The sequence below is a fragment of the Hydrogenophaga sp. genome (genome assembly GCF_026125785.1).
Taxonomy (GTDB): domain Bacteria; phylum Pseudomonadota; class Gammaproteobacteria; order Burkholderiales; family Burkholderiaceae_C; genus Hydrogenophaga.
Genome location: NZ_JAHCKL010000002.1, coordinates 217,098 through 238,605, shown reverse-complemented (window position 1 = coordinate 238,605; position 21,508 = coordinate 217,098). Strand labels below are relative to the sequence as shown.

Here is a 21,508-nt window from a genome sequence, read left to right as displayed (position 1 = left end):
GGGTTCGGATCAAGAAAACCCGCTATTGTCCCAGCAGATCGATCCTGGCCTCCACATCGCGCGCAAAGCGCTCAACGAACATGAGGGCTCTCACCTGCCGCGCCAGTGCAGGCCAGTCCTGCTGCTCGTCAGCGGTCATGCGCAGTTCTTCGAGCATCGTGCGGCGCGCACCAGCCACTTCATCCGCCATGCGCTCCAACGCATCGGGCGTCGTGGCATCCTCCAGGTCCTCGCGCCACTGCATCTGCTGCATGAGAAACGCCGGCGGCATCGCCGTGTTGTCCTCCGCGCGCACAGGGGCGCCATGCAACTCGCACAGATAGGCGGCGCGCTTGAGCGGGTCCTTCAGGCGCTGGTAGGCCTCGTTGATGCGAACCGACCACTGCATGGCTTCGCGCTGGGCCTGCGCGCCCGCGGTGGCGAAACGGTCAGGATGGGCTTCGCGCTGCAGGTCCTTCCAGCGCGCATCGAGTGCATCGCGCGCCAACGCGAAACGGGGCGAGAGGCCGAAGATCTCGAAGTCGTTCGATTGCAGGGTCGGTTGCACGGGCATCAGACCCGGAAGCTCTCACCGCAACCGCAACGGTCGCGTTCGTTCGGGTTGTTGAAGCGGAAACCCTCGTTGAGGCCTTCACGCACGAAGTCGAGCTGGGTTCCGTCGATGTAGGCCAGGCTCTTGGGATCCACGAGCACCTTCACGCCGTTGTCCTCGAACACGATGTCCTCCGGCGCGATCTCGTCGGCATACTCCAACTTGTAGGCCATGCCGGAACAGCCGGTGGTCTTGACGCCCAGGCGCACCCCCACTCCCTTGCCACGCTTGGCAAGGTAGCGGTTGACATGCCGCGCGGCGGCTTCGGTGATGGAAATAGACATGTTGGACTCAAGCTTGAGCGTCTGGCGTTGAGAGAGCGGGATGGCTGTCTGCTCCCCGCTCAATGCTCAACACCCCACGCCCAACCTCTCAGTTGACGTGTTTCTTGCGGTAGTCGTCGACGGCCGCCTTGATGGCGTCCTCGGCCAGGATGGAGCAGTGGATCTTCACCGGCGGCAGCGCCAGCTCCTCCGCGATCTGGCTGTTCTTGAGCGCAGCGGCCTCGTCCAGCGTCTTGCCCTTGACCCATTCGGTCACCAGCGACGACGAGGCAATGGCCGAACCGCAACCATAGGTCTTGAAGCGTGCGTCCTCGATCACCCCGGTGGTCGGGTTGACCTTGATCTGCAGCTTCATCACGTCACCACAGGCCGGTGCTCCGACCATGCCGGTGCCCACGGTCTCATCGCCCTTGTCAAAGGAACCGACATTGCGCGGGTTTTCGTAGTGGTCGACAACTTTTTCTGAATAAGCCATGGTGTTTCTCCTTCAATGCGCCGTCCACTGGATGGTGGACAGGTCAATGCCATCCTTGAACATTTCCCACAGAGGGGAAAGCTCACGCAGCTTGGCCACGTTTTCCTTGATGGCGCCGATCGCGTAATCAATCTCTTCCTCGGTCGTCCAGCGGCCGATGGTCATGCGCAGGCTGCTGTGCGCCAGTTCGTCGCTGCGGCCCAGGGCGCGCAGCACGTAGCTGGGCTCCAGGCTGGCCGAGGTGCAGGCCGAACCCGAAGACACCGCCAGGCCCTTGATGCCCATGATCAGCGACTCGCCCTCGACGAAGTTGAAGCTCATGTTGAGGTTGTGCGGCACGCGCTGGGTCTCATGGCCGTTGATGAAGACCTCCTCGATACCCTTGAGACCGGCCACCAGGCGGTCGTGCAGTGCGCGGATGCGGCGGTTCTCCTCGTGCATCTCGGCCTTGGCAATGCGGTAGGCCTCACCCATGCCCACGATCTGGTGGGTAGGCAGCGTGCCTGAGCGCATGCCGCGCTCATGGCCGCCACCGTGCATCTGGGCCTCGATGCGCACACGCGGCTTGCGGCGCACGAACAGCGCGCCAATGCCCTTGGGGCCATAGGTCTTGTGCGCCGTCAGGCTCATCAGGTCCACCGGCAGGGACTGCAGATCGATATCCACACGGCCCGTGGCCTGCGCGGCATCGACATGGAAGATCACACCCTTTTCCCGGCAGATCGCGCCGATGGCCGCAATGTCCTGCACCACGCCGATCTCGTTGTTCACGAACATGACCGAGGCCAGGATGGTGTCGGGCCGGATCGCGGCCTTGAAGACGTCCAGGTCGACCAGACCGTCGGACTTCACGTCCAGGTAGGTCACCTCGAAGCCCTGGCGTTCGAGCTCACGGCAGGTGTCCAGCACCGCCTTGTGCTCGGTCTTGACGGTGATGAGGTGCTTGCCCTTGGTCTTGTAGAAATGGGCCGCGCCCTTGAGAGCCAGGTTGTTGGACTCGGTGGCCCCGCTGGTCCAGACGATCTCGCGCGGGTCGGCGCCAATCAACGCCGCCACCTGCTCGCGTGCCGTCTCCACAGCCTTCTCGGCCTCCCAGCCCCAGGCATGGCTGCGTGAAGCCGGGTTGCCGAAATGCTCACGCAGCCAGGGGATCATGGCATCCACCACCCGCGGATCGCAGGGGTTGGTGGCGCTGTAGTCCATGTAGATGGGAAAGTGAGGAGTGCTCATGGGTCGTTCCGGGAATGGGTGTCGTACGAGAAAAAGGCTGTCGCTGGTTCGAGGCCCGGGGCCTCACTTCGTCTGGACAGCCCCACCGAGCGCGAACACCGAATTGGGCGCGTTCACACGAATGGGCTTGACCACCGGCGCGCTGGAAATGGCCCGCTTGATCATGGGCGCGTTCTCGACCACCACGCCCTTGGCGAGTTGGTCGTCCACCAGCGACTGCAGCGATACCGAGTCGAGGAAATCGACCATCTTGGCGTTGAGCGCCGCCCAGAGCTCGTGCGTCATGCAGCGATGGCCTTCACCCAGGCAGTTCTCCTTGCCGCCGCACTGCGTGGCATCGATCGGCTCATCCACGGAGACGATGATGTCGGCCACGGTGATGTCCGCCGCCTTGCGGCCCAGCGTGTAGCCGCCGCCCGGCCCGCGGGTGGACTCCACCAGCTCATGCCGGCGCAGCTTGCCGAACAGCTGCTCCAGATAGGAAAGAGAAATCTGCTGACGCTGGCTGATAGCCGCCAGCGTCACGGGTCCGTTGTTCTGGCGAAGGGCCAGGTCAATCATGGCAGTGACCGCAAAGCGGCCTTTGGTCGTGAGGCGCATATTCAAGCTCCTTGATGCGTTGGCTTGACCGTCGTGGTACGGCTCCAGATCGGCTGACGCCGACCGGGCCCCTTCTCCACCCGCCCCGACCCTTGGGGTCTGTTGAACGAAGGCTTTCCCGACTGTTTTCGTCGAGTATAGCGTAAACCCCAGTGTTCTGCTCGGCATTTTAACCGTGCCGGGGTATGCCTACCCCGCCCGGCTCAGGCCAGGTGGTCGGTGCCCGGGGCGCCAAACACCTGCGCCTTGAGGCGCGCCAACTGGTCGCGTACGCCAGCGGCTTGCTCGAACTCCAGGTTGCGTGCGTGCTCCAGCATGAGCTTTTCCAGCCGCTTGATCTCGCGCGCCACGTCCTTCTCGCTCATCTCGTCGATGCTGGCGCGCTGGGCGCTCTCCGCGGCCAGGCGATCGGCTTCCCTGCCGGCCTTCTCGCTGTAGACGCCATCAATGAGGTCCTTGATGCGCTTGTTGACGCTGCGCGGCTCGATGCCCATGGCCTGGTTGTGCGCCATTTGCTTGGCACGGCGGCGGTTGGTCTCGTCCATGGCCCGCTTCATGGAGTCGGTGACATGGTCGGCGTACAGGATGGCACGGCCGTTGAGGTTGCGCGCCGCCCGGCCTATGGTCTGGATCAGACTGCGTTCGGAGCGCAGGAAACCCTCCTTGTCGGCATCGAGGATCGCCACCAGCGAAACTTCCGGGATGTCGAGGCCTTCGCGCAGCAGGTTGATGCCCACCAGCACATCGAAGGCGCCCAGGCGCAGGTCCCGGATGATCTCGACACGCTCGACGGTGTCCACGTCGCTGTGCAGATAACGCACCTTGACGCCGTTTTCCGTCAGGTAGTCCGTGAGCTGTTCGGCCATGCGCTTGGTCAGCGTGGTGATGAGCACCCGCTCGCGGCGCTCCACGCGCAGGCGGATCTCCTGCAGCACGTCGTCCACCTGGTGGGTGGCGGGGCGGACCTCCAGCTCCGGATCCACCAGGCCGGTGGGGCGGACCACCTGCTCCACCACCTGGCCGGCATGGGTTTTCTCGTAGTCCGCCGGGGTGGCGGAAACAAACACCACCTGGCGCATGCGTTGCTCGAACTCTTCCAGCTTCAGGGGCCGGTTGTCCAGCGCACTGGGCAGGCGAAAGCCGTACTCCACCAGCGTGGTCTTGCGAGCGCGGTCGCCGTTGTACATGCCGCCAAACTGGCCCATGAGCACGTGACTTTCGTCCAGGAACATGAGCGCGTCGCGCGGCAGGTAGTCGGTCAAGGTCGAGGGGGGTTCGCCGGGCGCGGTGCCGGCCAGGTGGCGCGAGTAGTTCTCGATGCCCTTGCAATGCCCCACCTCGCTGAGCATCTCGATGTCGAAACGGGTGCGCTGCTCCAGCCGCTGCGCCTCCACCAGCTTGCCGGCGTCCACGAGTTCCTTGACGCGGCCCGTGAGTTCTTCCTTGATCGCATCGACCGCACGCAGCACCTGGTCGCGCGGCGTCACGTAGTGGCTGCTGGGGTAGACGGTGAAGCGGGGGATCTTCTGCCGCACACGGCCGGTGAGCGGATCGAAGAGCTGCAGGCTTTCGACTTCGTCGTCGAACAACTCGATGCGGATCGCCATTTCCGAATGCTCGGCGGGAAACACATCGATGGTGTCGCCGCGCACCCGGAACTTGCCACGCGAGAAGTCCTGCTCGTTGCGGGCGTACTGCATGCGCACCAACTGGGCGATGAGGTCGCGCTGGCCGATCTTGTCGCCGGTGCGCAGCGTCATCACCATCTGGTGGTAGCTCTCGGGTTTGCCGATACCGTAGATCGCCGAGACGGTGGCGACGATCACCACGTCGCGCCGCTCCAGGATGCTCTTGGTGCACGAGAGGCGCATCTGCTCAATGTGCTCGTTGATGGCGCTGTCCTTCTCGATGAAAAGGTCGCGCTGCGGCACATAGGCCTCGGGCTGGTAGTAGTCGTAGTAACTGACGAAATACTCGACCGCGTTGCGCGGAAAGAACTCGCGGAACTCGCTGTAGAGCTGGGCGGCCAGCGTCTTGTTGGGCGCGAACACGATGGCGGGACGGCCGCAGCGCGCGATGACGTTGGCCATGGTGAAGGTCTTGCCCGAACCGGTCACGCCCAGCAGTGTCTGGAACACCTCGCCGTCGTTCACGCCTTCGACGAGTTGCCGAATGGCCTCCGGTTGGTCGCCAGCGGGGGGATACGGCAGGAAAAGCTCAAAGGGAGAGCCTGGAAATCGCAGGAACTCACCCTCGGCGGGTGCATCTCCACCCGCTGCGTCGGGCAAAGGGTCCTTCGGCGTCGGAGGCAAGGTCGAAACAGGCATCCCGGCATTGTGCCGGATGCCCGTGGCCCGAAGTCTCCAGCGGTTATCCTGAGGCGCATGAGTGCCCCGCCCCGCCGCGAAAGCCCCGCCAAGGAAGACATCGCCCTGCTCGAACCGTTTGAGCGACTGGGACTCGACCGGATCACCCTGGTGCGCTCTGCGGCCGAGGCCCGCGAAGCCTGCGCAGCGCTGGTCGACCACCCGGCCTGGGGTTTCGACACCGAGTCACGCCCCACCTTCCAGAAGCACGAGGTCTCCGACGGACCTCACACCGTGCAGTTGGCCACCCGGCAACACGCCTGGGTGTTCCAGCTGCACGACCCGGACTGCCGCGAGCAGGTGGCCGGGCTGCTGGCCAGCAACCATCACGTCAAGGCCGGATTCGGCCTGGGCGACGACACCCGCCGCATCGTCGCCAAGCTGGCCATCGAGCCGGCGTGCGTGCTGGAACTCAACGCGGTGCTGCGCGCGCTCGGCTACCGCAAGGACATGGGCGTCAAGGCGGCGGTGGCGGCGCTGTTCGAGCGGCGCTTCATCAAGTCCAAGAAAGTCGCGACATCCAACTGGGCCAACGCCCACCTCAACGAAGCCCAGCTCATCTACGCCGCCAACGACGCCTGGGCTGCCGCGCGGATCTACGAGGCACTGGGGCTGGACTGAGCGTCCAGCCAGGCACGCACGCAGGCGTTGAACTCATCGGGCTTCTGGCGCATCACCCAGTGCCCGGTGTCCATGGGCTGTACCGCACAACCGGGCATGCCGGCCAATTGAGACAACCAGCGTGCGGAGTGGAACATGAAGGGCTTGCGGCGGCCGTAGATGTAGAGCGCCGGCAATCGATGGCCCAGCAGCCGGTCCATGCGCGCCACGCCGCGCAGGCCACCATAGGCGCCGAACCATCCCATGGCGTAGGGGTAGTTCATCTGCCAGCCAATGCGCTCTGGTGGATTGCGGCATCCCATGTTGCGCGCCATGAAGCGCGTCATGCGGTCGGCCAGGGCGGGCGCCCAGCCTCCCAGCTTCCAGGCCAGCGCGAGCCACAGCTGGTAGGACGCGATCATCAGCTTCTCTTTGAGGCTCAGCGCTTTGAGGTAGGCGCCCGAACCGGTGTCGCCGATGTCCACGCCCACCACGCGCGCCACACGGCTGGTATGGCGCGCGGCGAATTCGTAGCCGAAGAAACAGCCCCAGTCGTGCAGCAGCAGCGTCACGGGCTGGTCGGGGCTCACGGCGTCGACCACCTGTCGCAGGAAGGCTGTGATGCTAGCCACAGAGGTCGGTCTGGGCGGCTGGGTGAGGTCGTAGCCTGGCAGGCAGACGCGCACGCAACGGTAGCCATCCTGCAGGGCCTGCACGCAACGGTCCCAGAGCACGGGAGTGTCGGGCCAGCCCTGCAGCATCACCACCGTATGCGGCCCATGGCCGTCCACATGAACCTCGATGCCATCGATGCGCAGAGGTCCGCTCATGGCGTTCAGCTCCCGCTGGACGATGGCCGGGAAAGCCGCCGCGTCTGGGCTTCCACGAGCTTGGCCAGCAGTTTCATGAAGCTGGCCTGCTCTTTGGGCGACAGGGGATCCAGGATGGTGAGCTGCGTGCCCACGCCCTTGCGACTGGACTGCCGGAACACATCGCGCCCCTTGGGCGTGAGTGCAAGCACGCGCGCGCGGCGGTCATTCGGGTCCATCTCGCGCGTCACCAGGCCACTGGCTTCCATGCGGTCCAGCACGCCGGTGAGCGAGGCCCGGTCCAGCGAGAGCGTGCTGCACAGGGTCTTGGCATCAATGCCCGGCCGCTCGTTGAGCACGATCAGCAGGCCGAACTGGATGGGCGTGAGGTTGAACTCGGCCAGTTCTTCCAGGGCAATCGCCGTGGCCAACTGGTGCGCGCGGCGCAGCAGTTGTGCAGGGGCATGGGTCAGGCTCTGGATGGAAACGCTCATGGAGACAGGGAAGACAGCCAAGGGAGAAGAGATCGGCGCATTGTAGAAGTGCGCCCCGCGGCTGTGTACCGGCATGGTGTCACCTTGGTTTTGATGTACATTAATCTTATGTGCACAAAATAAATGCGCGAAATCACCAACAGGAGACCAACATGAACATGCCCTTGCGCCGCCGCAGCCTGCTCGGCCTTGCCGTCCTCGCGTCCGTGATCGCCACACCGCCAGGCGCACTCGCTCAGGGTGACACCTGGCCCAGCCGACCGATCCGGCTGATGGTCACCAGCGCGGCTGGCGGCCAGACCGACCAGATCGCGCGCATCCTGGCGCAGCAACTGCAGGCTTCCCTGGGACAGCCCGTGGTGGTGGAAGCCCAGGGTGGTGCCAACGGCATGCTGGCCACGGGCACGGTGGCCAAGGCATCGCCCGATGGCTATACCTTGTTGATGACCCACGGCGCGCTGGTGCAGAACGAGGCCCTGCGGCCGCAGAAGCCTTATGCCTTCAGCGAGCTGGCTCCGCTGGCCATGGTGGCCACGCTGCCCATCGGTTTTGCCATCAACACCTCCAGCGGCGCCAGCAGCCTGGCCGATTGGGTGCGCCGCGCCAAGGCCGAGCCGCAGCGCTACTCGTACGCCTCGTATGGCCAGGGGTCTTCGGGTCACGTCATGGGCGAGATCCTCAAGCGAGCCGCTGGCCTGGACATTCCGCACATCGCCTACCGCGGCGGTGCCCCTGCGGCCGCAGACCTGGTTGCGGGTCATGTCAGCGCATCGTTTGGCGCGCTCAGCGATCTGTCGCCCCATGTGCCCACGGGTCGCGTGAAAATCGTCGCCGTCACCGGTGCGGCACGCAACCCGCGTTTCCCCGATGTGCCCACCTTCGCCGAGCAGGGCTACCCGGCCGTGAACCTGGGCGCCTTCACCGGCGTGCTGGCGCCCGCCGGCCTGCCCCGCCCCATCGCCAGCCGGCTCACGCAGGAGGTCCAGCGCATCGTGCGCGGCCCGGAACTCAGCGCCAAGCTCAACGACATCGGCTACACGCCGGCCCCGCTGAACGCGGAGGAGTTCGACGCCTTCCTGCGCGCCGACATCGAGCGCTGGCGCGAGGCGGTGAAGGCCAACCAGATCAAGATCGACTGATGACCACGGGCGTTGCGGACTGGACCGAACTCTGGCGGCCGATGGTGGCCGCGGTGGGGCGCGACTTCGCCGGCACCGACCCGGAACTCTGGGGCGAGGTGATCGAGGCGGGCGCCGTGCGGCGTTACCTGGAGCCACTGGAAATGTCCCAGGCAGACGGCCCGGACGGTGAGCCCATCCTGCCCAGTACCGCGCTGGCCAGCTTCGCGCTGCCGCTGCTCTGGCGACCGGGCGATCCACCGCTGTTCCAGAGCGGTCAGCGCGATGCGCAACCCCGCATCACGCATGTCGCGGGCGTGCTCACCGGACTGGAACCGCCCACCACGCATTTCTTCGCGGTGGAGTCCGACGCCGACTACCTCGGCGTCGCCCGCGTCGGTGACCGTCTCTGCCGCCGTGGCGCGCTGCTCCTGAGCTGCAAACCCCGGCAGACCCGTGTGGGGCGTGGCGCCTTCGTGTGCTGGCAGAGCGAAATCATCAACCAGCGGCGCGAGCTGCTGGCGCGGCTGCGCACCACCTTCTTCCGCTACAACCCGCTCACGGGAGACGGCACGTGAGCCGCGTACCCTTGGGACACCGCTGCTGGGAAGACTTCGCCGAGGACGAGGTACTGGCTCCCGCGAGCTACCCTCTGAGCGTGATGCGCCTGGTGATGGCCGCGGGCGCCAACCGCGACTTCAACTCCATCCACCACAACGCGGATTTCGCCCGTGCCAGCGGCGCACCCGACATGTACGCCAACACCTATTTCCTGCAAGGCATGTGGGAGCGCTGCGTGCGCGACCACCTGGGGCCGGCCTGCAGGCTGCACAGCCTGCAAGGCTTTCGCATGAAAGCCTTCAACACAGCGGGCCAGACGGTGGTCGTGCGTGCCCGGGTAACGCGCAAGTGGCTGCAAGACGGGCTGGGCCTGCTGGACATCGGCATCCACTCGGAGACGGCACAGGGCATCACCGTGGGACCGGGCCGGGTGCTTGCCTCGCTGCCGCTGCGCCATCCACCTGGCTCACGGGCTCACGCACCATCGGCCACGTAGAACGGCATCGAGCGGCCCTCGGGCACCGCGCGGAACACCGCGTGCACCCGCTGGCCGATGCGCAGCGACTCGAAGGGCGTGTCCACGATGTTGGTCATGACGGTCGGGCCTTCGTCCAGCCGCACGTAGGCCAGCACATAGGGATCGCCCGCACGGCGCACCACGCTGAAGCTGTGGATCTCGCCACGGCCGCTCGCGGTCTTCCACGCCAGCCTGTCGCTGCCGCACAGCGGGCAGACCACCCGCGCAAACCAGTGCGGCCTGCCGCAATCCTCGCAATGGCGCAGCAACAGCTCGCCGCGCTCGGCGGCCGCCCAGAACGGCGCGTTTTCGGGAAAGGCTTCGACGAACGGGTCTTGTAAGTGGGTCGTGTCGGTCATGGTTTATCCCCGCTCCAGGATCAAGGTGGCATGGTTGTGACCGTCGCCCAGGATCATGCCCGGGCCGCAGGCAAGCGCGAGATGGCAGTCCGGCACCTGCACCGCAGGGTGCGCCTCGCCGCGCAGTTGGCGCACCGCCTCGATGACCTTGGTGATGCCGCCCCGGTTGGAGGGGTGGTTGTTGCACAGGCCGCCGCCATCGGTGTTGATGGGCAGTCTGCCCACGCCGGCGATCAGATTGCCGTCCGCCACGAAGCGCCCGCCCTGCCCTTTGGCGCAGAAACCCAGGTCTTCGAGCTGCATGATCACGCTGATGGTGAAGTTGTCGTAGACGGAGGCGTAGCGGATGTCCTGCGCGCTCACGCCGGCCTCGGCGAAGGCCTGCGCGCCGCTGCGCACCGCGCCGGTGACGGTGGGTTCGATGTAGCCGCCGTGGTTGGTCTTGAGTGTCTCGCCGCTGCCCAGCACCCGGACCACCGGGCGCCGCAGGCTGCGTGCGATCTCGGGCTTGACCACCACCACCGCACCGCCGCCATCGGTGATGACACAGCAATCCAGCCGGTGGATCGGGTCGGCAATCAGGGGCGAATCGAGCACGTCCTGCACCGTCACCTGTTTGCGCAGCAATGCATTCGGGTTGTGCTGCGCATGTTGCGAGGCCGCCACCTTGACCCAGGCCATCTGCTCGGACGTGGTGCCGTACTCGTGCATGTGGCGTTGGGCGATGTTGCCGTAGATGCCGGTGATGTTCCAGCGGTAGGGGTAGTCCCAGGTGGCCTCGGGCTTGTCCGGATCAGGCGGGCGGGGCTTGGTGCCTATGGTCTGGCCCCGCGACCTGGGCTTGCCACCCAGCGTGATCAGCGCCACCGAGCACTTGCCCTCGGCGATCGCCGCCGCTGCGTGCCCCACCTGGGCAATCGCCGAACAGCCGCCCAGGTCGGTGCCATCGAGGTAGGACAGCTTCAGGTTGAGGTACTCGGCCATGGACAGCGTGGAAGCGCCGGGTGCGTCGGCGGCACAGAAATAGCCGTCCACGTCGCGTGTGCTCAACCCGGCGTCGCGCAGCGCTCCGAGCGCGCACTCGGCATGGATCTGCGCGATGGACTTGTCCGGCGCGAACCGGGTGGGGTGCTCGTACGCGCCCGCGATGCAGGCCTTGCCCTTGATCGTCATGTTCCCGTCCGAAAGTGAGGTGCGAGAGAAGATGGCATTATTGTCCATTGGTCCATCTATTGACTATGATGCGCCATCCACCCACCAAGGAGACCCGAACGTGCCTCCCGCGAGATCCGTGCTCATCACCGGCGGCGCCAGCGGCATCGGCCTGGCCACCGCGCGTGCCTTCGCCGCGCAGGGCTGCCCTCTGCTGCTGGCCGACATCAGCCCCTCCGTGCACGAGGTAGCGCGCAGCCTGGGCACGCCGCAGGCGGCGGCACATGCCTTCGAGGCCGACATGGGCGAGGAAACGCAGGTGCTCGCCCTGGCTTCAGAGGCCATGCGCCTGTTCGGCGGCTGCGACGTGCTGGTCAACTGCGCGGGCGTCTCGCAGAAACGCGATGGCAAGGCAATACCGCCAACAGAGGTGCGCACGGCGGACTGGGAGCGCGTGCTGCGCATCAACCTCACCGCACCGTTCCTGCTCTGCCGCGAACTGATCCCCGCGATGCAGCGCCGCAAGTTCGGCCGCATCGTCAACGTTGCCTCGCGCGCGGGCCGCACCTTCTCCAAGGGCGCGGGCTCCGACTACGCCGCGTCCAAGGCGGGGCTGATCGGCCTCACCCGCCACCTGGCCGGCACCTATGCGGCGGACGGCATCACGGTCAACGCGGTCGCGCCCGGCCGCGTGCACACGCCACTGGCCAACACCTCCAGCGCCGAGGTGCTGGCCAAGGCCATGCAGGAGATCCCCGCTGGCCGCTTCGGCACGCCCGATGAAATCGCGCAGGCCATCGTCTTCCTGGCGTCCGACGGCGCGGCCTACCTCACGGGTGCCTGCCTCGACGTCAACGGCGGCGGCTTCATGGCCTGACCGCCGCTCTCACCCTTACCCCTCTCGACAAGGAACGACACCGCATGACACACACGCCGCCGCCTGGAGACGACCAGACCCCCGTGCCCGACTACAGCCGCCTCTGGCGGCTGGATGGGCGTGTCTTCCTGGTGCTTGGCGCCGGCCAGGGCATTGGCCGGCAGACCGCGCACGCCTTGAGCCAGGCCGGTGCACGCGTGGTCTGCGTGGGCCGCCGCGCCGGCCCCACCGAAGCGGTGGCCCGCGAAGTGGGCGGTACCGCCCTGATGGGCGACGCCAACAACCGCGAGGACATGCAGCGCATCGCCGCCGAGGTGATGCAGCGCTTCGGCCGGCTCGACGGCCTGGTGGACATCCTGGGCATGCCGCGCGTCAAGCCGCTGGTGGACTTCACCGATGAGGACTGGAACTGGCAGTTCGACATGAGCCTGCGCCACGCCTTCCTGTCGCTGCAGATCATGGGCCCGCTGATCGGCCAGGCCGGCGGCGGCGCCATGGTCTTCGTGAGCTCCACCTCCGGCAAGGTGATCTCTTCCGACCGCGCGCCGTACGCGGCCAGCAAGGCCGCGCTGCAGCAACTGGTGAACGCGGCGGCCATCGAATTCGGGCCGATGAAGGTGCGCGTGAACGCCGTGGCGCCCGGCCTGGTCCTCACACCGCGCGTGAGCACCACCATCCCGGCCGACACGCTGGCCCAGTCGGCGGCGCTCTACCCGCTCGGCGAGGTTGGCACGCCACCGCAGATCGCCTCGGTGATCCTGTTCCTGGCCAGCGCCATGAGCGCGCACGTGAACGGGCAGACCCTGTTCGCCGAGGGTGGCGTCACCGGACGCTCCCCCACCTACGCCACCAGCTCGGCACGGCCGCCCCGCGCATGAGCCCGCAGCGCCCACTCTCCGTCCTGGTCACCGGCGGCGCCACCGGCATCGGCCTGGCCATTGCACGCGGCTTCATCGCCCAGGGCCACCGCGTAATGATCAGCGGCAGCAGGCCGACCGTGCCCGACATGGCCCGGCAGTTGTCCAGCCCGGCATGCCCGGTGCACGCACACGTGGCCGACCTGGCCAGCGAAGCGCAGACCCTGGCGCTGGCCGAAGAGACGCGCCGCGTCTTCGGCGGCGGCTGCGATGTGCTGGTCAATTGCGCCGGGTACTCGCAGAAGCGCAACGGCGAAGCCATTCCACCCACCGAGGTCAGCAGCGCGGACTGGAACCGCATCCTGCACATCAACCTCACCGCCCCTTTCCTGCTCTGCCGCGAACTGATCCCGGCGATGCGCGAACGCGGCTGGGGGCGGGTGATCAACATCGCCTCGCGCGGCGGACGCACCTACGTGCCGTTCGCTGGCGCCGACTACGCGGCGGCCAAGGCGGGCCTGATCGGTCTCACCCGCCATCTGGCCGGCACGTATGCGGGCGAGGGCATCACGGTCAACGCGATCGCGCCGGGCCGCATCGATACCCCGTTGTCCAACACCTCCAGCGACGCGGTGAAGGCGCGCGCGGCGGCGGCCATTCCCGCCGGCCGCTTCGGCACGCCCGAGGAAATCGCGGCGGTGGCGATGTTCCTCGCCTCCGACGGCGCGGCTTACCTCACCGGCGCCTGCCTGGACGTCAACGGCGGCGTGTTCATGGCCTGAGCGCCCTGCGGTCAGAGCGCACGCGCCAGCCGCGCGATGCCTTCCTCGATCTTGTCCAGGCCCACGGTCGCGAACGACAGGCGCAGGGTGGCGTGGTCCGGGTCGCGGGCAAAGAAGGGCGCGCCGGGCACGAAGGCCACGCCCTGGTCGATGGCGCGCCGCGCGAACTCGCCGCCATCGGCCACCTTGCCGCCGGCGCCGGTGAGCCGTGCCCAGACAAACAGGCCGCCCTGCGGCTGCACGAAGGCGATGGCGTCGCCCAGTTCGCGCCGCAGCGCGTTGCCCATGGTGGTGGCGCGTTCGGCGTACACGGCGCGCACGCGCGCCAGCGTGGCCGGCATGCGCCCGGCCTTGAGGTACTGCGCGGCCGTGGCTTGTGCAAAGGTGCTGGTGTGGGCGTCGCTGAACTGTTTGCACATGGTGGCCTTGGCCAGCAGTTCGGCCGGCCCCACCATCCAGCCCACGCGCAGGCCGGGGCTGAGCACCTTGCTCAGCGAACCGCAGTGCACCAGGCGCTCGCGGCTGCCGGGCACGGAGTCGCTGAGAGCCAGCAGGCTGGGCGGTGGCGCGGCGCCGAAGTACAGGTCGCCATAGGGGTCGTCCTCCACGATCAGCGTGTCGTGCTTCACCGCCATCTCCAGCACGCGCCGGCGGCGCTCCAGGGTAAGCAAGCCGCCGCTGGGGTTGCCGAAGGTGGGAATCAGGTAGACGAACTTGGGCTTGTGCTGCGCGATGAGCTGCTCCAGTTCGTCCGCGTTCACGCCGTCGCCGTCCACCGGCGCACTGATGAGCTCCGCGCCGTAGAGACGGAAACACTGGATGGTGGCGAGAAAGGTCGGGCCCTCCACGATCACCTTGTCACCGGGTGAAATCAGCGTCTTGCCCAACAGATCCAGCGCCTGCTGGCTGCCGGTGGTGACGATCAGGTCGTTCGCGCCGACGCCGCCGGCCCCCTTGCTGGCGGCGAACGCGGCGAGCTGCTCGCGCAGCGGCTGGTAACCCTCGGTAGCGCCGTACTGCAGGGCGCCGCCCGGCTCCTCGGCCAGCGCGGCGTTCACCGCTTCGCGAATGCCGTCGACGTCGAACATGGCGCTGTCGGGGAAGCCGCCGGCAAAGCTGATGATGCCGGGCTTGCCCAGCAGCTTGAAGAGCTCGCGGATGGCCGAGGTCTCGACGTTGTTGAGCCGGTCGGCGAAAGGAATGGTGAAAGACATGGTGGCGCTGCTCTCTCGTTCGTGTTCGGAAAATGCCAGGGAAGGTCTGCATTGTCGCCAATTCGTTCGATAGACTCCCTGCCGATGAGCCCCACGCAGATCGAAGCCTTTTTTGCCACCCTCAAGGCCGCCAACCCCAGCCCGCAGTCGGAACTGGAGTACACCACCGTCTTCGAGCTGCTCACCGCCGTGCTGCTCTCGGCCCAGGCGACCGACGTGGGCGTGAACAAGGCCACGCGCCGCCTGTTCCCGGTGGCCAACACGCCGCAGGCCATCCTGGACCTGGGCCTCGAACGCCTGGAGGGCTACATCAAGACCATTGGCCTGTTCCGCAGCAAGGCCAGGCACCTGATGGAAACCTGCCGCATCCTGGTGGAGCGCCACGGCGGCGAGGTACCGGCCACACGCGAGGCACTGGAAGCCCTGCCCGGCGTGGGCCGCAAGACAGCCAACGTGGTGCTCAACGTGGCCTTCGGCGAACCCACCATGGCGGTGGACACGCACATCTTCCGCGTCGGCAACCGCACCGGCCTGGCGCCGGGCAAGACGCCGCTGGCGGTGGAGCAACAGCTCATGAAGCGTGTGCCCGCGGCGTATGCGGTCGATTCGCACCATTGGCTGATCCTGCTCGGGCGTTACGTGTGCCAGGCACGCAAGCCGCTGTGCCCGCAGTGCAAGGTGTCGGCCTACTGCGATTTCAAGGCCAAGACCACCGCCTGAGCCGCGCCGGGGTCAGACCGAGACGCAGGTCCAGCCGCCGGGCTCCGGAGCCTCTTTCGGCCACTCGTCCACCGAGCCCACCAGCGGACGGCCGCTGCGCACGATGTGGCTCACCGCCCGGATGACGCCCGCGTGCGTCACCCACACCACCTCGCGCGAGCTCGCGGGTCGCAGGTCGGCCATGGCGGCGGCCACCCGGTAGAGCAGTTGCTGCGTGCTTTCCGCGCCGCCGAAACGGTGGTGCGCGAAGTCCGCCATCCAGGCGTCGAAGGCGTCGCGGGGAATGTGCTCCCAGGGCTTCAACTCCCAGTCACCGAAGTCCATCTCATTCAGGCGCACGTCGATGCGCGCCGCGCCCAGGTCGGGCCGCTCGGCCTGCAAGGCGCCGGCCAGTTGCTGGGCCCGCAGCAGGCCGGACACCCACACCGGCGTGCCCGGCGCGGGCTGCTGCGCAAAGGCGCGCGCGGCATCGCGCGTGCGCTGCGCGTCGGCGGGCACGTCGCTGGCGCCGTAGCACAGGCCCGAGGGCAGCAACACGGGCGCATGCCGCAGCAGCCAGAGCTTCATGCCGCACCACCCAGCGCCAGCGCCATGCCCAGGTAGAACAGCACCTCGCTCACCTGCTGCGTGGCGCCCAGTCCGTCGCCCGTGAAGCCTTGCAGCCTGCGCCGCAGCAGCCGCCACAGCCAGGCCAGGCCCAGCAACGCACCCAGCACACCGGCCCACCAGGGAGCCGAGGGTTCGCACGCCACCACCAGGGCCAGCGCCAGGCCCCACCACAGCAGGCCGGCCAGCAGCGCGCCTGTGGTGATGCGCTCGGCCAGCGGCTTGCTCTTGGACTGCACCGTGTCGCCCACATGCGGCAGGCCGCGGATGACGAACAGCGGCACCGCACGCGAACTCACATGGGCGGCGAACAGCGTGAGCACCGCCACACCTGCATCCACCTGGGCCAGCAAGGCCAGCAGCGCCACCTTGGCCAGCAGCGCCAGCACCAGCGCGATGGCGCCGTAGCTGCCGATGCGCGAGTCTTTCATGATGTCCAGCGCGCGCTCGCGCTCCAGGCTGCCACCCAGACCATCGGCCAGGTCGGCCAGCCCGTCCTCATGGAAGGCCCCGGTGAGCAGGACGCCGAACACCGTGCTGACGACAGCCGCCACCCAGGGCGCGGCCGGCACGGGCGGCAGCGCCACCAGCATCCCCAGGAACAGCGCGGCGGTGAAGAGACCCACGACCCAGCCCACACCGGGAAAGTGCGCGGCGCTGGCGCGCAGCATCGCCGGGCTGTACCCGACCCACGCCGCGAGCCGGCCCGTCACCGGTATGCGGGTGAAGAACTGCAGGGCCAGCAGAAAGTGGCGCACGAACATTCAGGCCTCGGTCGTCTGTCCGTCGCTGCGCGACACGCCGGCGGACTCAAAGCTCGCCATCTCCCGCAGCAGCGCGCACGCGCTCACCAGCAACGGCCAGGCCAGCGCCGCGCCGGAGCCCTCCCCCAGGCGCAGGCCGAGGTCCAGCAAGGGCTCGGCCCGGAGATGGGCCAGCATGAGGGCGTGGCCACGCTCACCCGAGCGGTGGGCAAAGACACAGCGCTGCAGCACCGCCGGCTGCAGCTTCGCGGCGACCAGCACCGCCGCGCTGGCGATGAAGCCGTCGACCACGATCACCCGGCGCTCCACCGCCGCCTGCTGCACCGCGCCGACCAGCGTGGCAATCTCCAGGCCGCCCAAGGCCGCCAGCGCATCCAGCGGCGCGGTGGCGCCCGCGTGCCGGGCCAGCACCTCGCGCAGCACACCGATCTTGCGCTGCACCGCGTCGGCGTCGAGCCCGGTGCCCGCGCCCGTCACTTCGGCCACGTCCAGGCCGGCCAGTCGGGCCAGCAGCAAAGACGCCGCCGAGGTATTGCCAATGCCCATCTCACCCAGCAGCAGCGCATTGCCCGGCAGCTCGCGCACCAGTTCCCGGCCGTGGTGAATCGCCTGCGCGCATGAGGCCGCGGCCATGGCCGGTCCCGTCAATGCATCGGCCGTGCCATGAGCTACCTTGCGCACGCGCAGGCCCTGGCGCGGCGCGAAGTCGTGGTTCACGCCGCAGTCCACCACCGTCAGGCCAATGCCGTGCTGGCGCGCGAGCACGCTCACCGCCGCGCCGCCGGCCAGGAAGTTCTCCACCATCTGCCAGGTCACGTCGCTCGGGTAGGCCGACACGCCGCGCGCGGCCAGGCCGTGGTCGGCGGCGCAGACCAGCATCTGCGGCTCGCGCAGCACAGGCTGGGTGGTGCCCAGGATGAGCCCGATGCGCAGGGCCAGCGCCTCGATGCGGCCCAGCGAGCCCAGGGGTTTGGTCTTGTTGTCCAGGGCCTGTTGCAGCGCCTGGGCGAGCGCGGGTTGGTGAAGATCGGGAATGTTCATGGTGCGGGGGCGATGAGACGGTCGAGCACGCCAGGCTCGAAGTGGGTCTGAATGAAGTCGGCCAGGCCGTCGAACACCGTGTCCAGCGTGGGGGCGCTGACACCGAACAGCGCGTGCAGCACACGCGGGTCCTCGAACAGGCCGTGCAAGTAGATGCCGAGCACGTTGCCCTGCGCGTTGCACCAACCCAGGCCACCGGGCAGCGCCGCTTGCGCCAAATGGCCCGCGGCGGCCATGGCCGGGTGCTGCGCGGTCTGCCCATGATGGATCTCGTAGCCGGCCACGGCCACGCCCGAAAGCGCGGACCATGCGCCAGCCAGCGTGCCGAACGCCGCCTGCGTGTGCCGCACCGTCTTCTCGCTCTCGAACTGCGTCACCAGCGGCAGCAGGCCCAGGCCGGGGGCGTTGCCGTCGATGCCATGGAGGTCGATCAGCGCCTCGCCCAGCATCTGCAGGCCACCGCACACGCCCAGCACGGCACCGCCACGCGCCGCATGCGCGGCCACGGCCCGGTCCAGGCCCTGCGCGCGCACCCAGGCCAGGTCGGCTGCGGTGGCCTTGCTCCCGGGCAGCACGATCCCGTCGGCGCCGACGCAGTCGGCCGGCGTGCGCGCCCAGACCAGGCGCAGGCCCGGCACGTTCTTCAGGGGCTGGAACTCGTCGAGGTTGCTGATGCGCGGGTAGGCCACGACGGCGATCGTGCGCAGGGCGTGCCCAGGTTCGCCGCCGGGCCGAGCCTCGCCGGCACCCGTTTCCGCAGAAGACGGCGCAGGACGCCCGGCGCCCAGCGTGGGGGCCATGTCGAACACGCCATCCTCCTCCGGCAAGCCGTGCTGCCGCCACATCGGCAGCGTGGCTACGGTGGGCACGCCGGTGAGCGCCTGCAGTTGCTGCGGTGCGGGCGCGAGCAGGCTGGCATCGCCTCGAAAACGGTTGAGCACGAAACCATGGATGAGCGCGCGCTCCTCGGGCGGCAGCAGCGCCCAGGTGCCGTACAGATGGGCGAAGGCGCCGCCACGGTCGATGTCGGTCACCAGCAGACAGCGCGCCTGCGCATGCAGGGCCACGCGCATGTTCACCACGTCGCAGTCGTGCAGATTGATCTCCGCCGGCGATCCCGCGCCCTCGATCACCACCACGTCGTTCTCGGCGCGCAGCGCGTCGAGCGCGGCCGCGAGCTGCGGCCACACCTTCAGGCTGCGCCCGCGCCAGGGCATGGCCGACAGCGCCGCGCTCACCTGCCCCATCAACACCACCTGGCTGCGCGTGTCGGCCTCGGGCTTGAGCAGCAGCGGGTTCATGCGCACGTCCGGCTCGGCGCGCGCGGCCAGGGCCTGGAAGTACTGGGCGCTGCCGATCTCACCGCCTGCCACCACGCGGGCGTTGTTGCTCATGTTCTGCGCCTTGAACGCCGCCACCTTCAGGCCCCGGCGCGCGTAGTAGCGGCACAGCGCGGTGGCCAGCCAGCTCTTGCCCGCGCCGCTGGTGGTGCCCAGCACCATCACGCAGCGCGCGCTCATGGAGCAAGCCCCCGCAAACACCGGTCCCGGTTCATGCCACCGCCTCCCGCTGCGCCAGCAGCGCCGCGCGCAACACGGCCTGCGCGGCCGGTGGCTGCACGCTCAGGCGCCAGTGCCCCGGCAGGCCGAACGACCGCGCATCGCGCAGCTTGATGCCCACGGCGCGCAGCGCGCCCACATCGGGCGGTACCGGCGCGCGGGCACAGAAGTAGTTGGCCTGGCTGGGCAGGCAGGGCCAGCCCAGGTCCGACAGCCACTGCAGCTGCGCACTTTTCCAGGCACGCAACTGCGCCCGGCTCTGCGCCAGCCAGTCCTGTACCTGCGGCCGCCTCCAGGCCTCCAGCATGGCCACCGCGTGCGCGCCCAGCGGCCAGGAGGGCGCCATCGCATCCAGCGCCATGGCCTGGGGCAGGGCCTGATCGGGCGCGATGGCATAGGCCCCGCGCACACCCGTCAGGCCCAAGGCCTTGTTGGGCGACCAGAGTTGCCAGACCTTGGCCAGGTCGGCCTCCGCCAGGCTGCCCGCACCTTCCAGGCGCAACGGTTCGTAGGCACGGTCCAGCACCACGACGGCACCGGACGCGGCCACCCGCCGCGCCTCGGGCTCACCACCGCCCAAGGGGCTGGCGGGTTCACACAGCCAGGCCAGTGCGGCCTGCGCGCCATCCGCCACCGGTTCGAGCCGCCAGGTCTGGGCAGCGGCAGCGTAGTCGCCATACGCCAGCGAAGGCAACCATACCCGCCGGCCGCCCTCGCGCGCCACCCAGGCCGTGATGCGCGCGATGAACTCGCTGGCGCTGCCGGCGAGCACGATGCGCCGGGCATCCACCGCATGGAAGGCCGCCAGCGCCTCGCGCAGCCTGGTGTAGGCGGGATCGGGGTAGCGGCGCGCGTCGGCCTGCTGCACGGCCATCAGTGCCAGCGGGCAGGGGCCACAGGCGTTGGCGTTGGTGGAAAAGTCCCACGCGGGCACGCCCAGGGTATCAGGGCCACCGTGCAGGCGCTTCATGCAGCACCGCCCCAAGCCAGCAAGGCCCACAGGCCGCACGCGGCCGCCAGCATCGCCACCACGCGCGCAGCCTGCCGCAGTGCACGCCCGGTGTCCTGAGGCTGTGCCAGCCGGCCTTGCGGGTGCAGCACGTACACACCGGGCTTGGCCAGGCGCACGCCGAGCGTCAAGGCCATCGCCGCCATCGGCCAGCCGCTGTTGGGCGATGGCGTGAGCCGCGCCTGCGCGAACCACGCCCGCCGGCAACGCCAGGCACGCGGCAGCGCCAGCAGCGCACCCGTGATGCGCGCCGGCAACCAAGACAGCACGTCGTCGGCCCGCGCCGCCCACTTGCCGGCCCAGGTCCAGTCGCGGCCGTCCCGTTGGCCCCGGTAGCCCCACATGGCGTCGGCTGTGTTGGCGAACCGGTAAACCGCTGCGCCAGGCAGGCCCGCCACGGCAAACCAGAACAACGGTGCCACCACCGAGTCGTTGAGGTTCTCCGCCAGCGACTCGATTGCGCTCTCCCGCACCTGCGCGGCGTCCAGCCCCGCCACATCACGGCTCACCAGCCAGGACAGGCGCGTGCGGCCCGCCTCCAGCGACACCGCCAGCGCCGACTCCACCGCCCGCACCTCGTCGCGCAGCATGCGCCAGGCCAGCAGGGGCTTGAGCAGAACGCCCAGGACCAGCACCTGAAGCCACCACACCCACGAGGCCACGGCCCAGGCCGCCCCCCAGGCCAGCGCCGCGACCACGCCCGCGCCCAGGCACCAGGCCAGCGCGCCCAGCACAAAGGGGCGCGCGCGCGCCGCACCGGACGGAGGCGCGATCAGTTGCCCTGCGAACGAGAGGTAGCGGCCGATGGCCACGACCGGATGCCAGCGCGCCGCGGGTTCACCCCACCAGCGGTCGATCGCGAGCGCCAGCAGCATGGCCAGCGGCCAGACCGCGTCGGAGAACGAGGTGTCGGCAAACATGG

General features: G+C 68.5%; 25 protein-coding genes. 8 read left to right on the top strand and 17 right to left on the bottom strand.

The window, feature by feature from the left end:
• Nucleotides 1–22 precede the first annotated feature (22 nt).
• The 6 genes from hscB to uvrB form a co-directional block, all read right to left on the bottom strand.
• Nucleotides 23–553, bottom strand: a complete 531-nt coding sequence (hscB, locus tag KIT53_RS03375) for a Fe-S protein assembly co-chaperone HscB (RefSeq protein ID WP_297747635.1) — start codon at nucleotides 551–553, stop codon at nucleotides 23–25.
• On the bottom strand, nucleotides 553–876 hold the full coding sequence (gene iscA / locus KIT53_RS03370) for an iron-sulfur cluster assembly protein IscA (protein WP_297747632.1): 324 nt from the start codon (nucleotides 874–876) through the stop codon (nucleotides 553–555). The genes hscB and iscA overlap by 1 nt, the downstream gene beginning before the upstream one ends.
• Nucleotides 877–964: 88 nt before the next feature.
• Nucleotides 965–1,351, bottom strand: coding sequence for a Fe-S cluster assembly scaffold IscU (gene iscU, locus KIT53_RS03365; protein ID WP_297747629.1), 387 nt, complete (start codon nucleotides 1,349–1,351; stop codon nucleotides 965–967).
• A gap of 12 nt (nucleotides 1,352–1,363) precedes the next feature.
• Nucleotides 1,364–2,581, bottom strand: a complete 1,218-nt coding sequence (locus tag KIT53_RS03360; RefSeq protein WP_297747626.1) for an IscS subfamily cysteine desulfurase — start codon at nucleotides 2,579–2,581, stop codon at nucleotides 1,364–1,366.
• 63 nt (nucleotides 2,582–2,644) lie between these two features.
• Nucleotides 2,645–3,181 (bottom strand): Fe-S cluster assembly transcriptional regulator IscR, encoded by a 537-nt coding sequence (iscR, locus tag KIT53_RS03355; RefSeq protein WP_297747623.1) that lies wholly within the window; start codon nucleotides 3,179–3,181, stop codon nucleotides 2,645–2,647.
• Nucleotides 3,182–3,384: 203 nt separating this feature from the next.
• Nucleotides 3,385–5,508, bottom strand: a complete 2,124-nt coding sequence (gene uvrB / locus KIT53_RS03350) for an excinuclease ABC subunit UvrB (protein WP_297747619.1) — start codon at nucleotides 5,506–5,508, stop codon at nucleotides 3,385–3,387.
• A gap of 57 nt (nucleotides 5,509–5,565) precedes the next feature.
• Here uvrB and KIT53_RS03345 point away from each other — a divergent pair, with 57 nt between their 5' ends.
• Nucleotides 5,566–6,168 carry a 3'-5' exonuclease gene (locus KIT53_RS03345; protein WP_297747615.1) on the top strand — a complete coding sequence of 201 codons (603 nt, stop codon included), beginning with the start codon at nucleotides 5,566–5,568 and terminating at the stop codon, nucleotides 6,166–6,168.
• Here KIT53_RS03345 and KIT53_RS03340 read toward each other — a convergent pair.
• Both KIT53_RS03340 and KIT53_RS03335 read right to left on the bottom strand, forming a co-directional pair.
• Nucleotides 6,144–6,977, bottom strand: a complete 834-nt coding sequence (locus tag KIT53_RS03340; RefSeq protein ID WP_297747612.1) for an alpha/beta hydrolase — start codon at nucleotides 6,975–6,977, stop codon at nucleotides 6,144–6,146. The two genes, KIT53_RS03345 and KIT53_RS03340, sit on opposite strands and share 25 nt — an antisense overlap.
• A gap of 5 nt (nucleotides 6,978–6,982) precedes the next feature.
• Nucleotides 6,983–7,450, bottom strand: coding sequence for a MarR family winged helix-turn-helix transcriptional regulator (locus KIT53_RS03335; RefSeq protein ID WP_297747609.1), 468 nt, complete (start codon nucleotides 7,448–7,450; stop codon nucleotides 6,983–6,985).
• Between the two features lie 152 nt (nucleotides 7,451–7,602).
• Here KIT53_RS03335 and KIT53_RS03330 point away from each other — a divergent pair, with 152 nt between their 5' ends.
• The 3 genes from KIT53_RS03330 to KIT53_RS03320 are packed head-to-tail and all read left to right on the top strand — an operon-like array spanning nucleotide 7,603 to nucleotide 9,625.
• Complete coding sequence (locus KIT53_RS03330) at nucleotides 7,603–8,589, top strand: tripartite tricarboxylate transporter substrate binding protein (protein WP_297747605.1); 987 nt, start codon at nucleotides 7,603–7,605, stop codon at nucleotides 8,587–8,589.
• Nucleotides 8,589–9,146: a hypothetical protein gene (locus tag KIT53_RS03325; protein WP_297747602.1), complete on the top strand. Its 558-nt coding sequence runs from the start codon at nucleotides 8,589–8,591 to the stop codon at nucleotides 9,144–9,146. The genes KIT53_RS03330 and KIT53_RS03325 overlap by 1 nt, the downstream gene beginning before the upstream one ends.
• Nucleotides 9,143–9,625 (top strand): hypothetical protein, encoded by a 483-nt coding sequence (locus KIT53_RS03320; RefSeq protein WP_297747599.1) that lies wholly within the window; start codon nucleotides 9,143–9,145, stop codon nucleotides 9,623–9,625. The genes KIT53_RS03325 and KIT53_RS03320 overlap by 4 nt, the downstream gene beginning before the upstream one ends.
• Here KIT53_RS03320 and KIT53_RS03315 read toward each other — a convergent pair.
• Complete coding sequence (locus tag KIT53_RS03315) at nucleotides 9,604–10,005, bottom strand: Zn-ribbon domain-containing OB-fold protein (RefSeq protein ID WP_297747596.1); 402 nt, start codon at nucleotides 10,003–10,005, stop codon at nucleotides 9,604–9,606. The two genes, KIT53_RS03320 and KIT53_RS03315, sit on opposite strands and share 22 nt — an antisense overlap.
• 3 nt (nucleotides 10,006–10,008) lie before the next feature.
• Nucleotides 10,009–11,178, bottom strand: coding sequence for a thiolase domain-containing protein (locus tag KIT53_RS03310; protein WP_297747593.1), 1,170 nt, complete (start codon nucleotides 11,176–11,178; stop codon nucleotides 10,009–10,011).
• 100 nt (nucleotides 11,179–11,278) lie between these two features.
• On the opposite strand from KIT53_RS03310, the gene KIT53_RS03305 reads away from it, so the two are divergent.
• Genes KIT53_RS03305 through KIT53_RS03295 form a run of 3 tightly spaced genes read left to right on the top strand, consistent with a single transcriptional unit; the run spans nucleotide 11,279 to nucleotide 13,673 of the window.
• A complete protein-coding gene (locus KIT53_RS03305) occupies nucleotides 11,279–12,034 on the top strand; it encodes an SDR family NAD(P)-dependent oxidoreductase (RefSeq protein ID WP_297747590.1) in 756 nt (251 codons plus the stop codon).
• Nucleotides 12,035–12,078: 44 nt separating this feature from the next.
• On the top strand, nucleotides 12,079–12,912 hold the full coding sequence (locus KIT53_RS03300) for an SDR family oxidoreductase (RefSeq protein WP_297747587.1): 834 nt from the start codon (nucleotides 12,079–12,081) through the stop codon (nucleotides 12,910–12,912).
• Nucleotides 12,909–13,673: an SDR family NAD(P)-dependent oxidoreductase gene (locus tag KIT53_RS03295; protein WP_297747584.1), complete on the top strand. Its 765-nt coding sequence runs from the start codon at nucleotides 12,909–12,911 to the stop codon at nucleotides 13,671–13,673. The genes KIT53_RS03300 and KIT53_RS03295 overlap by 4 nt, the downstream gene beginning before the upstream one ends.
• An 11-nt stretch (nucleotides 13,674–13,684) precedes the next feature.
• Here the strand turns inward: KIT53_RS03295 and KIT53_RS03290 are convergent, their stop codons facing one another.
• On the bottom strand, nucleotides 13,685–14,875 hold the full coding sequence (locus tag KIT53_RS03290; RefSeq protein ID WP_297747980.1) for a PLP-dependent aminotransferase family protein: 1,191 nt from the start codon (nucleotides 14,873–14,875) through the stop codon (nucleotides 13,685–13,687).
• A 96-nt stretch (nucleotides 14,876–14,971) separates the two neighbouring features.
• On the opposite strand from KIT53_RS03290, the gene nth reads away from it, so the two are divergent.
• A complete protein-coding gene (gene nth, locus KIT53_RS03285) occupies nucleotides 14,972–15,607 on the top strand; it encodes an endonuclease III (protein ID WP_297747582.1) in 636 nt (211 codons plus the stop codon).
• A gap of 12 nt (nucleotides 15,608–15,619) precedes the next feature.
• Here nth and KIT53_RS03280 read toward each other — a convergent pair whose 3' ends face one another.
• Genes KIT53_RS03280 through cbiB form a run of 6 tightly spaced genes read right to left on the bottom strand, consistent with a single transcriptional unit; the run spans nucleotide 15,620 to nucleotide 21,506 of the window.
• Complete coding sequence (locus KIT53_RS03280) at nucleotides 15,620–16,174, bottom strand: histidine phosphatase family protein (protein ID WP_297747579.1); 555 nt, start codon at nucleotides 16,172–16,174, stop codon at nucleotides 15,620–15,622.
• Nucleotides 16,171–16,977, bottom strand: a complete 807-nt coding sequence (locus tag KIT53_RS03275; RefSeq protein WP_297747576.1) for an adenosylcobinamide-GDP ribazoletransferase — start codon at nucleotides 16,975–16,977, stop codon at nucleotides 16,171–16,173. Before KIT53_RS03275 ends, KIT53_RS03280 begins: the two co-directional genes overlap by 4 nt.
• Nucleotides 16,978–18,018, bottom strand: coding sequence for a nicotinate-nucleotide--dimethylbenzimidazole phosphoribosyltransferase (gene cobT, locus KIT53_RS03270; protein WP_297747573.1), 1,041 nt, complete (start codon nucleotides 18,016–18,018; stop codon nucleotides 16,978–16,980).
• Entirely contained in the window at nucleotides 18,015–19,538 is a 1,524-nt protein-coding gene (locus KIT53_RS03265) for a cobyric acid synthase (protein WP_297747570.1), read from the bottom strand. Before KIT53_RS03265 ends, cobT begins: the two co-directional genes overlap by 4 nt.
• Nucleotides 19,539–19,569: 31 nt before the next feature.
• Nucleotides 19,570–20,547 (bottom strand): aminotransferase class I/II-fold pyridoxal phosphate-dependent enzyme, encoded by a 978-nt coding sequence (locus KIT53_RS03260; protein WP_297747567.1) that lies wholly within the window; start codon nucleotides 20,545–20,547, stop codon nucleotides 19,570–19,572.
• Nucleotides 20,544–21,506, bottom strand: a complete 963-nt coding sequence (cbiB, locus tag KIT53_RS03255; RefSeq protein WP_297747564.1) for an adenosylcobinamide-phosphate synthase CbiB — start codon at nucleotides 21,504–21,506, stop codon at nucleotides 20,544–20,546. The genes KIT53_RS03260 and cbiB overlap by 4 nt, the downstream gene beginning before the upstream one ends.
• Between the last annotated feature and the right edge of the window lie 2 nt (nucleotides 21,507–21,508).

Bases quoted from the DNA above. Each gene is read 5' to 3' on its own strand.
- KIT53_RS03300 (WP_297747587.1), top strand. From the start codon at position 12,079: ATGACACACACGCCGCCGCCTGGAGACGACCAGACCCCCGTGCCCGAC.
- iscA (WP_297747632.1), bottom strand. From the start codon at position 876: ATGTCTATTTCCATCACCGAAGCCGCCGCGCGGCATGTCAACCGCTAC.
- KIT53_RS03340 (WP_297747612.1), bottom strand. From the start codon at position 6,977: ATGAGCGGACCTCTGCGCATCGATGGCATCGAGGTTCATGTGGACGGC.
- KIT53_RS03310 (WP_297747593.1), bottom strand. From the start codon at position 11,178: ATGACGATCAAGGGCAAGGCCTGCATCGCGGGCGCGTACGAGCACCCC.
- cobT (WP_297747573.1), bottom strand. From the start codon at position 18,018: ATGAACATTCCCGATCTTCACCAACCCGCGCTCGCCCAGGCGCTGCAA.
- uvrB (WP_297747619.1), bottom strand. From the start codon at position 5,508: ATGCCTGTTTCGACCTTGCCTCCGACGCCGAAGGACCCTTTGCCCGAC.
- iscU (WP_297747629.1), bottom strand. From the start codon at position 1,351: ATGGCTTATTCAGAAAAAGTTGTCGACCACTACGAAAACCCGCGCAAT.
- KIT53_RS03345 (WP_297747615.1), top strand. From the start codon at position 5,566: ATGAGTGCCCCGCCCCGCCGCGAAAGCCCCGCCAAGGAAGACATCGCC.
- KIT53_RS03280 (WP_297747579.1), bottom strand. From the start codon at position 16,174: ATGAAGCTCTGGCTGCTGCGGCATGCGCCCGTGTTGCTGCCCTCGGGC.
- cbiB (WP_297747564.1), bottom strand. From the start codon at position 21,506: ATGTTTGCCGACACCTCGTTCTCCGACGCGGTCTGGCCGCTGGCCATG.
- KIT53_RS03260 (WP_297747567.1), bottom strand. From the start codon at position 20,547: ATGAAGCGCCTGCACGGTGGCCCTGATACCCTGGGCGTGCCCGCGTGG.
- KIT53_RS03315 (WP_297747596.1), bottom strand. From the start codon at position 10,005: ATGACCGACACGACCCACTTACAAGACCCGTTCGTCGAAGCCTTTCCC.
- nth (WP_297747582.1), top strand. From the start codon at position 14,972: ATGAGCCCCACGCAGATCGAAGCCTTTTTTGCCACCCTCAAGGCCGCC.
- iscR (WP_297747623.1), bottom strand. From the start codon at position 3,181: ATGCGCCTCACGACCAAAGGCCGCTTTGCGGTCACTGCCATGATTGAC.
- hscB (WP_297747635.1), bottom strand. From the start codon at position 553: ATGCCCGTGCAACCGACCCTGCAATCGAACGACTTCGAGATCTTCGGC.
- KIT53_RS03265 (WP_297747570.1), bottom strand. From the start codon at position 19,538: ATGAGCGCGCGCTGCGTGATGGTGCTGGGCACCACCAGCGGCGCGGGC.
- KIT53_RS03325 (WP_297747602.1), top strand. From the start codon at position 8,589: ATGACCACGGGCGTTGCGGACTGGACCGAACTCTGGCGGCCGATGGTG.
- KIT53_RS03335 (WP_297747609.1), bottom strand. From the start codon at position 7,450: ATGAGCGTTTCCATCCAGAGCCTGACCCATGCCCCTGCACAACTGCTG.
- KIT53_RS03360 (WP_297747626.1), bottom strand. From the start codon at position 2,581: ATGAGCACTCCTCACTTTCCCATCTACATGGACTACAGCGCCACCAAC.
- KIT53_RS03275 (WP_297747576.1), bottom strand. From the start codon at position 16,977: ATGTTCGTGCGCCACTTTCTGCTGGCCCTGCAGTTCTTCACCCGCATA.
- KIT53_RS03295 (WP_297747584.1), top strand. From the start codon at position 12,909: ATGAGCCCGCAGCGCCCACTCTCCGTCCTGGTCACCGGCGGCGCCACC.
- KIT53_RS03330 (WP_297747605.1), top strand. From the start codon at position 7,603: ATGAACATGCCCTTGCGCCGCCGCAGCCTGCTCGGCCTTGCCGTCCTC.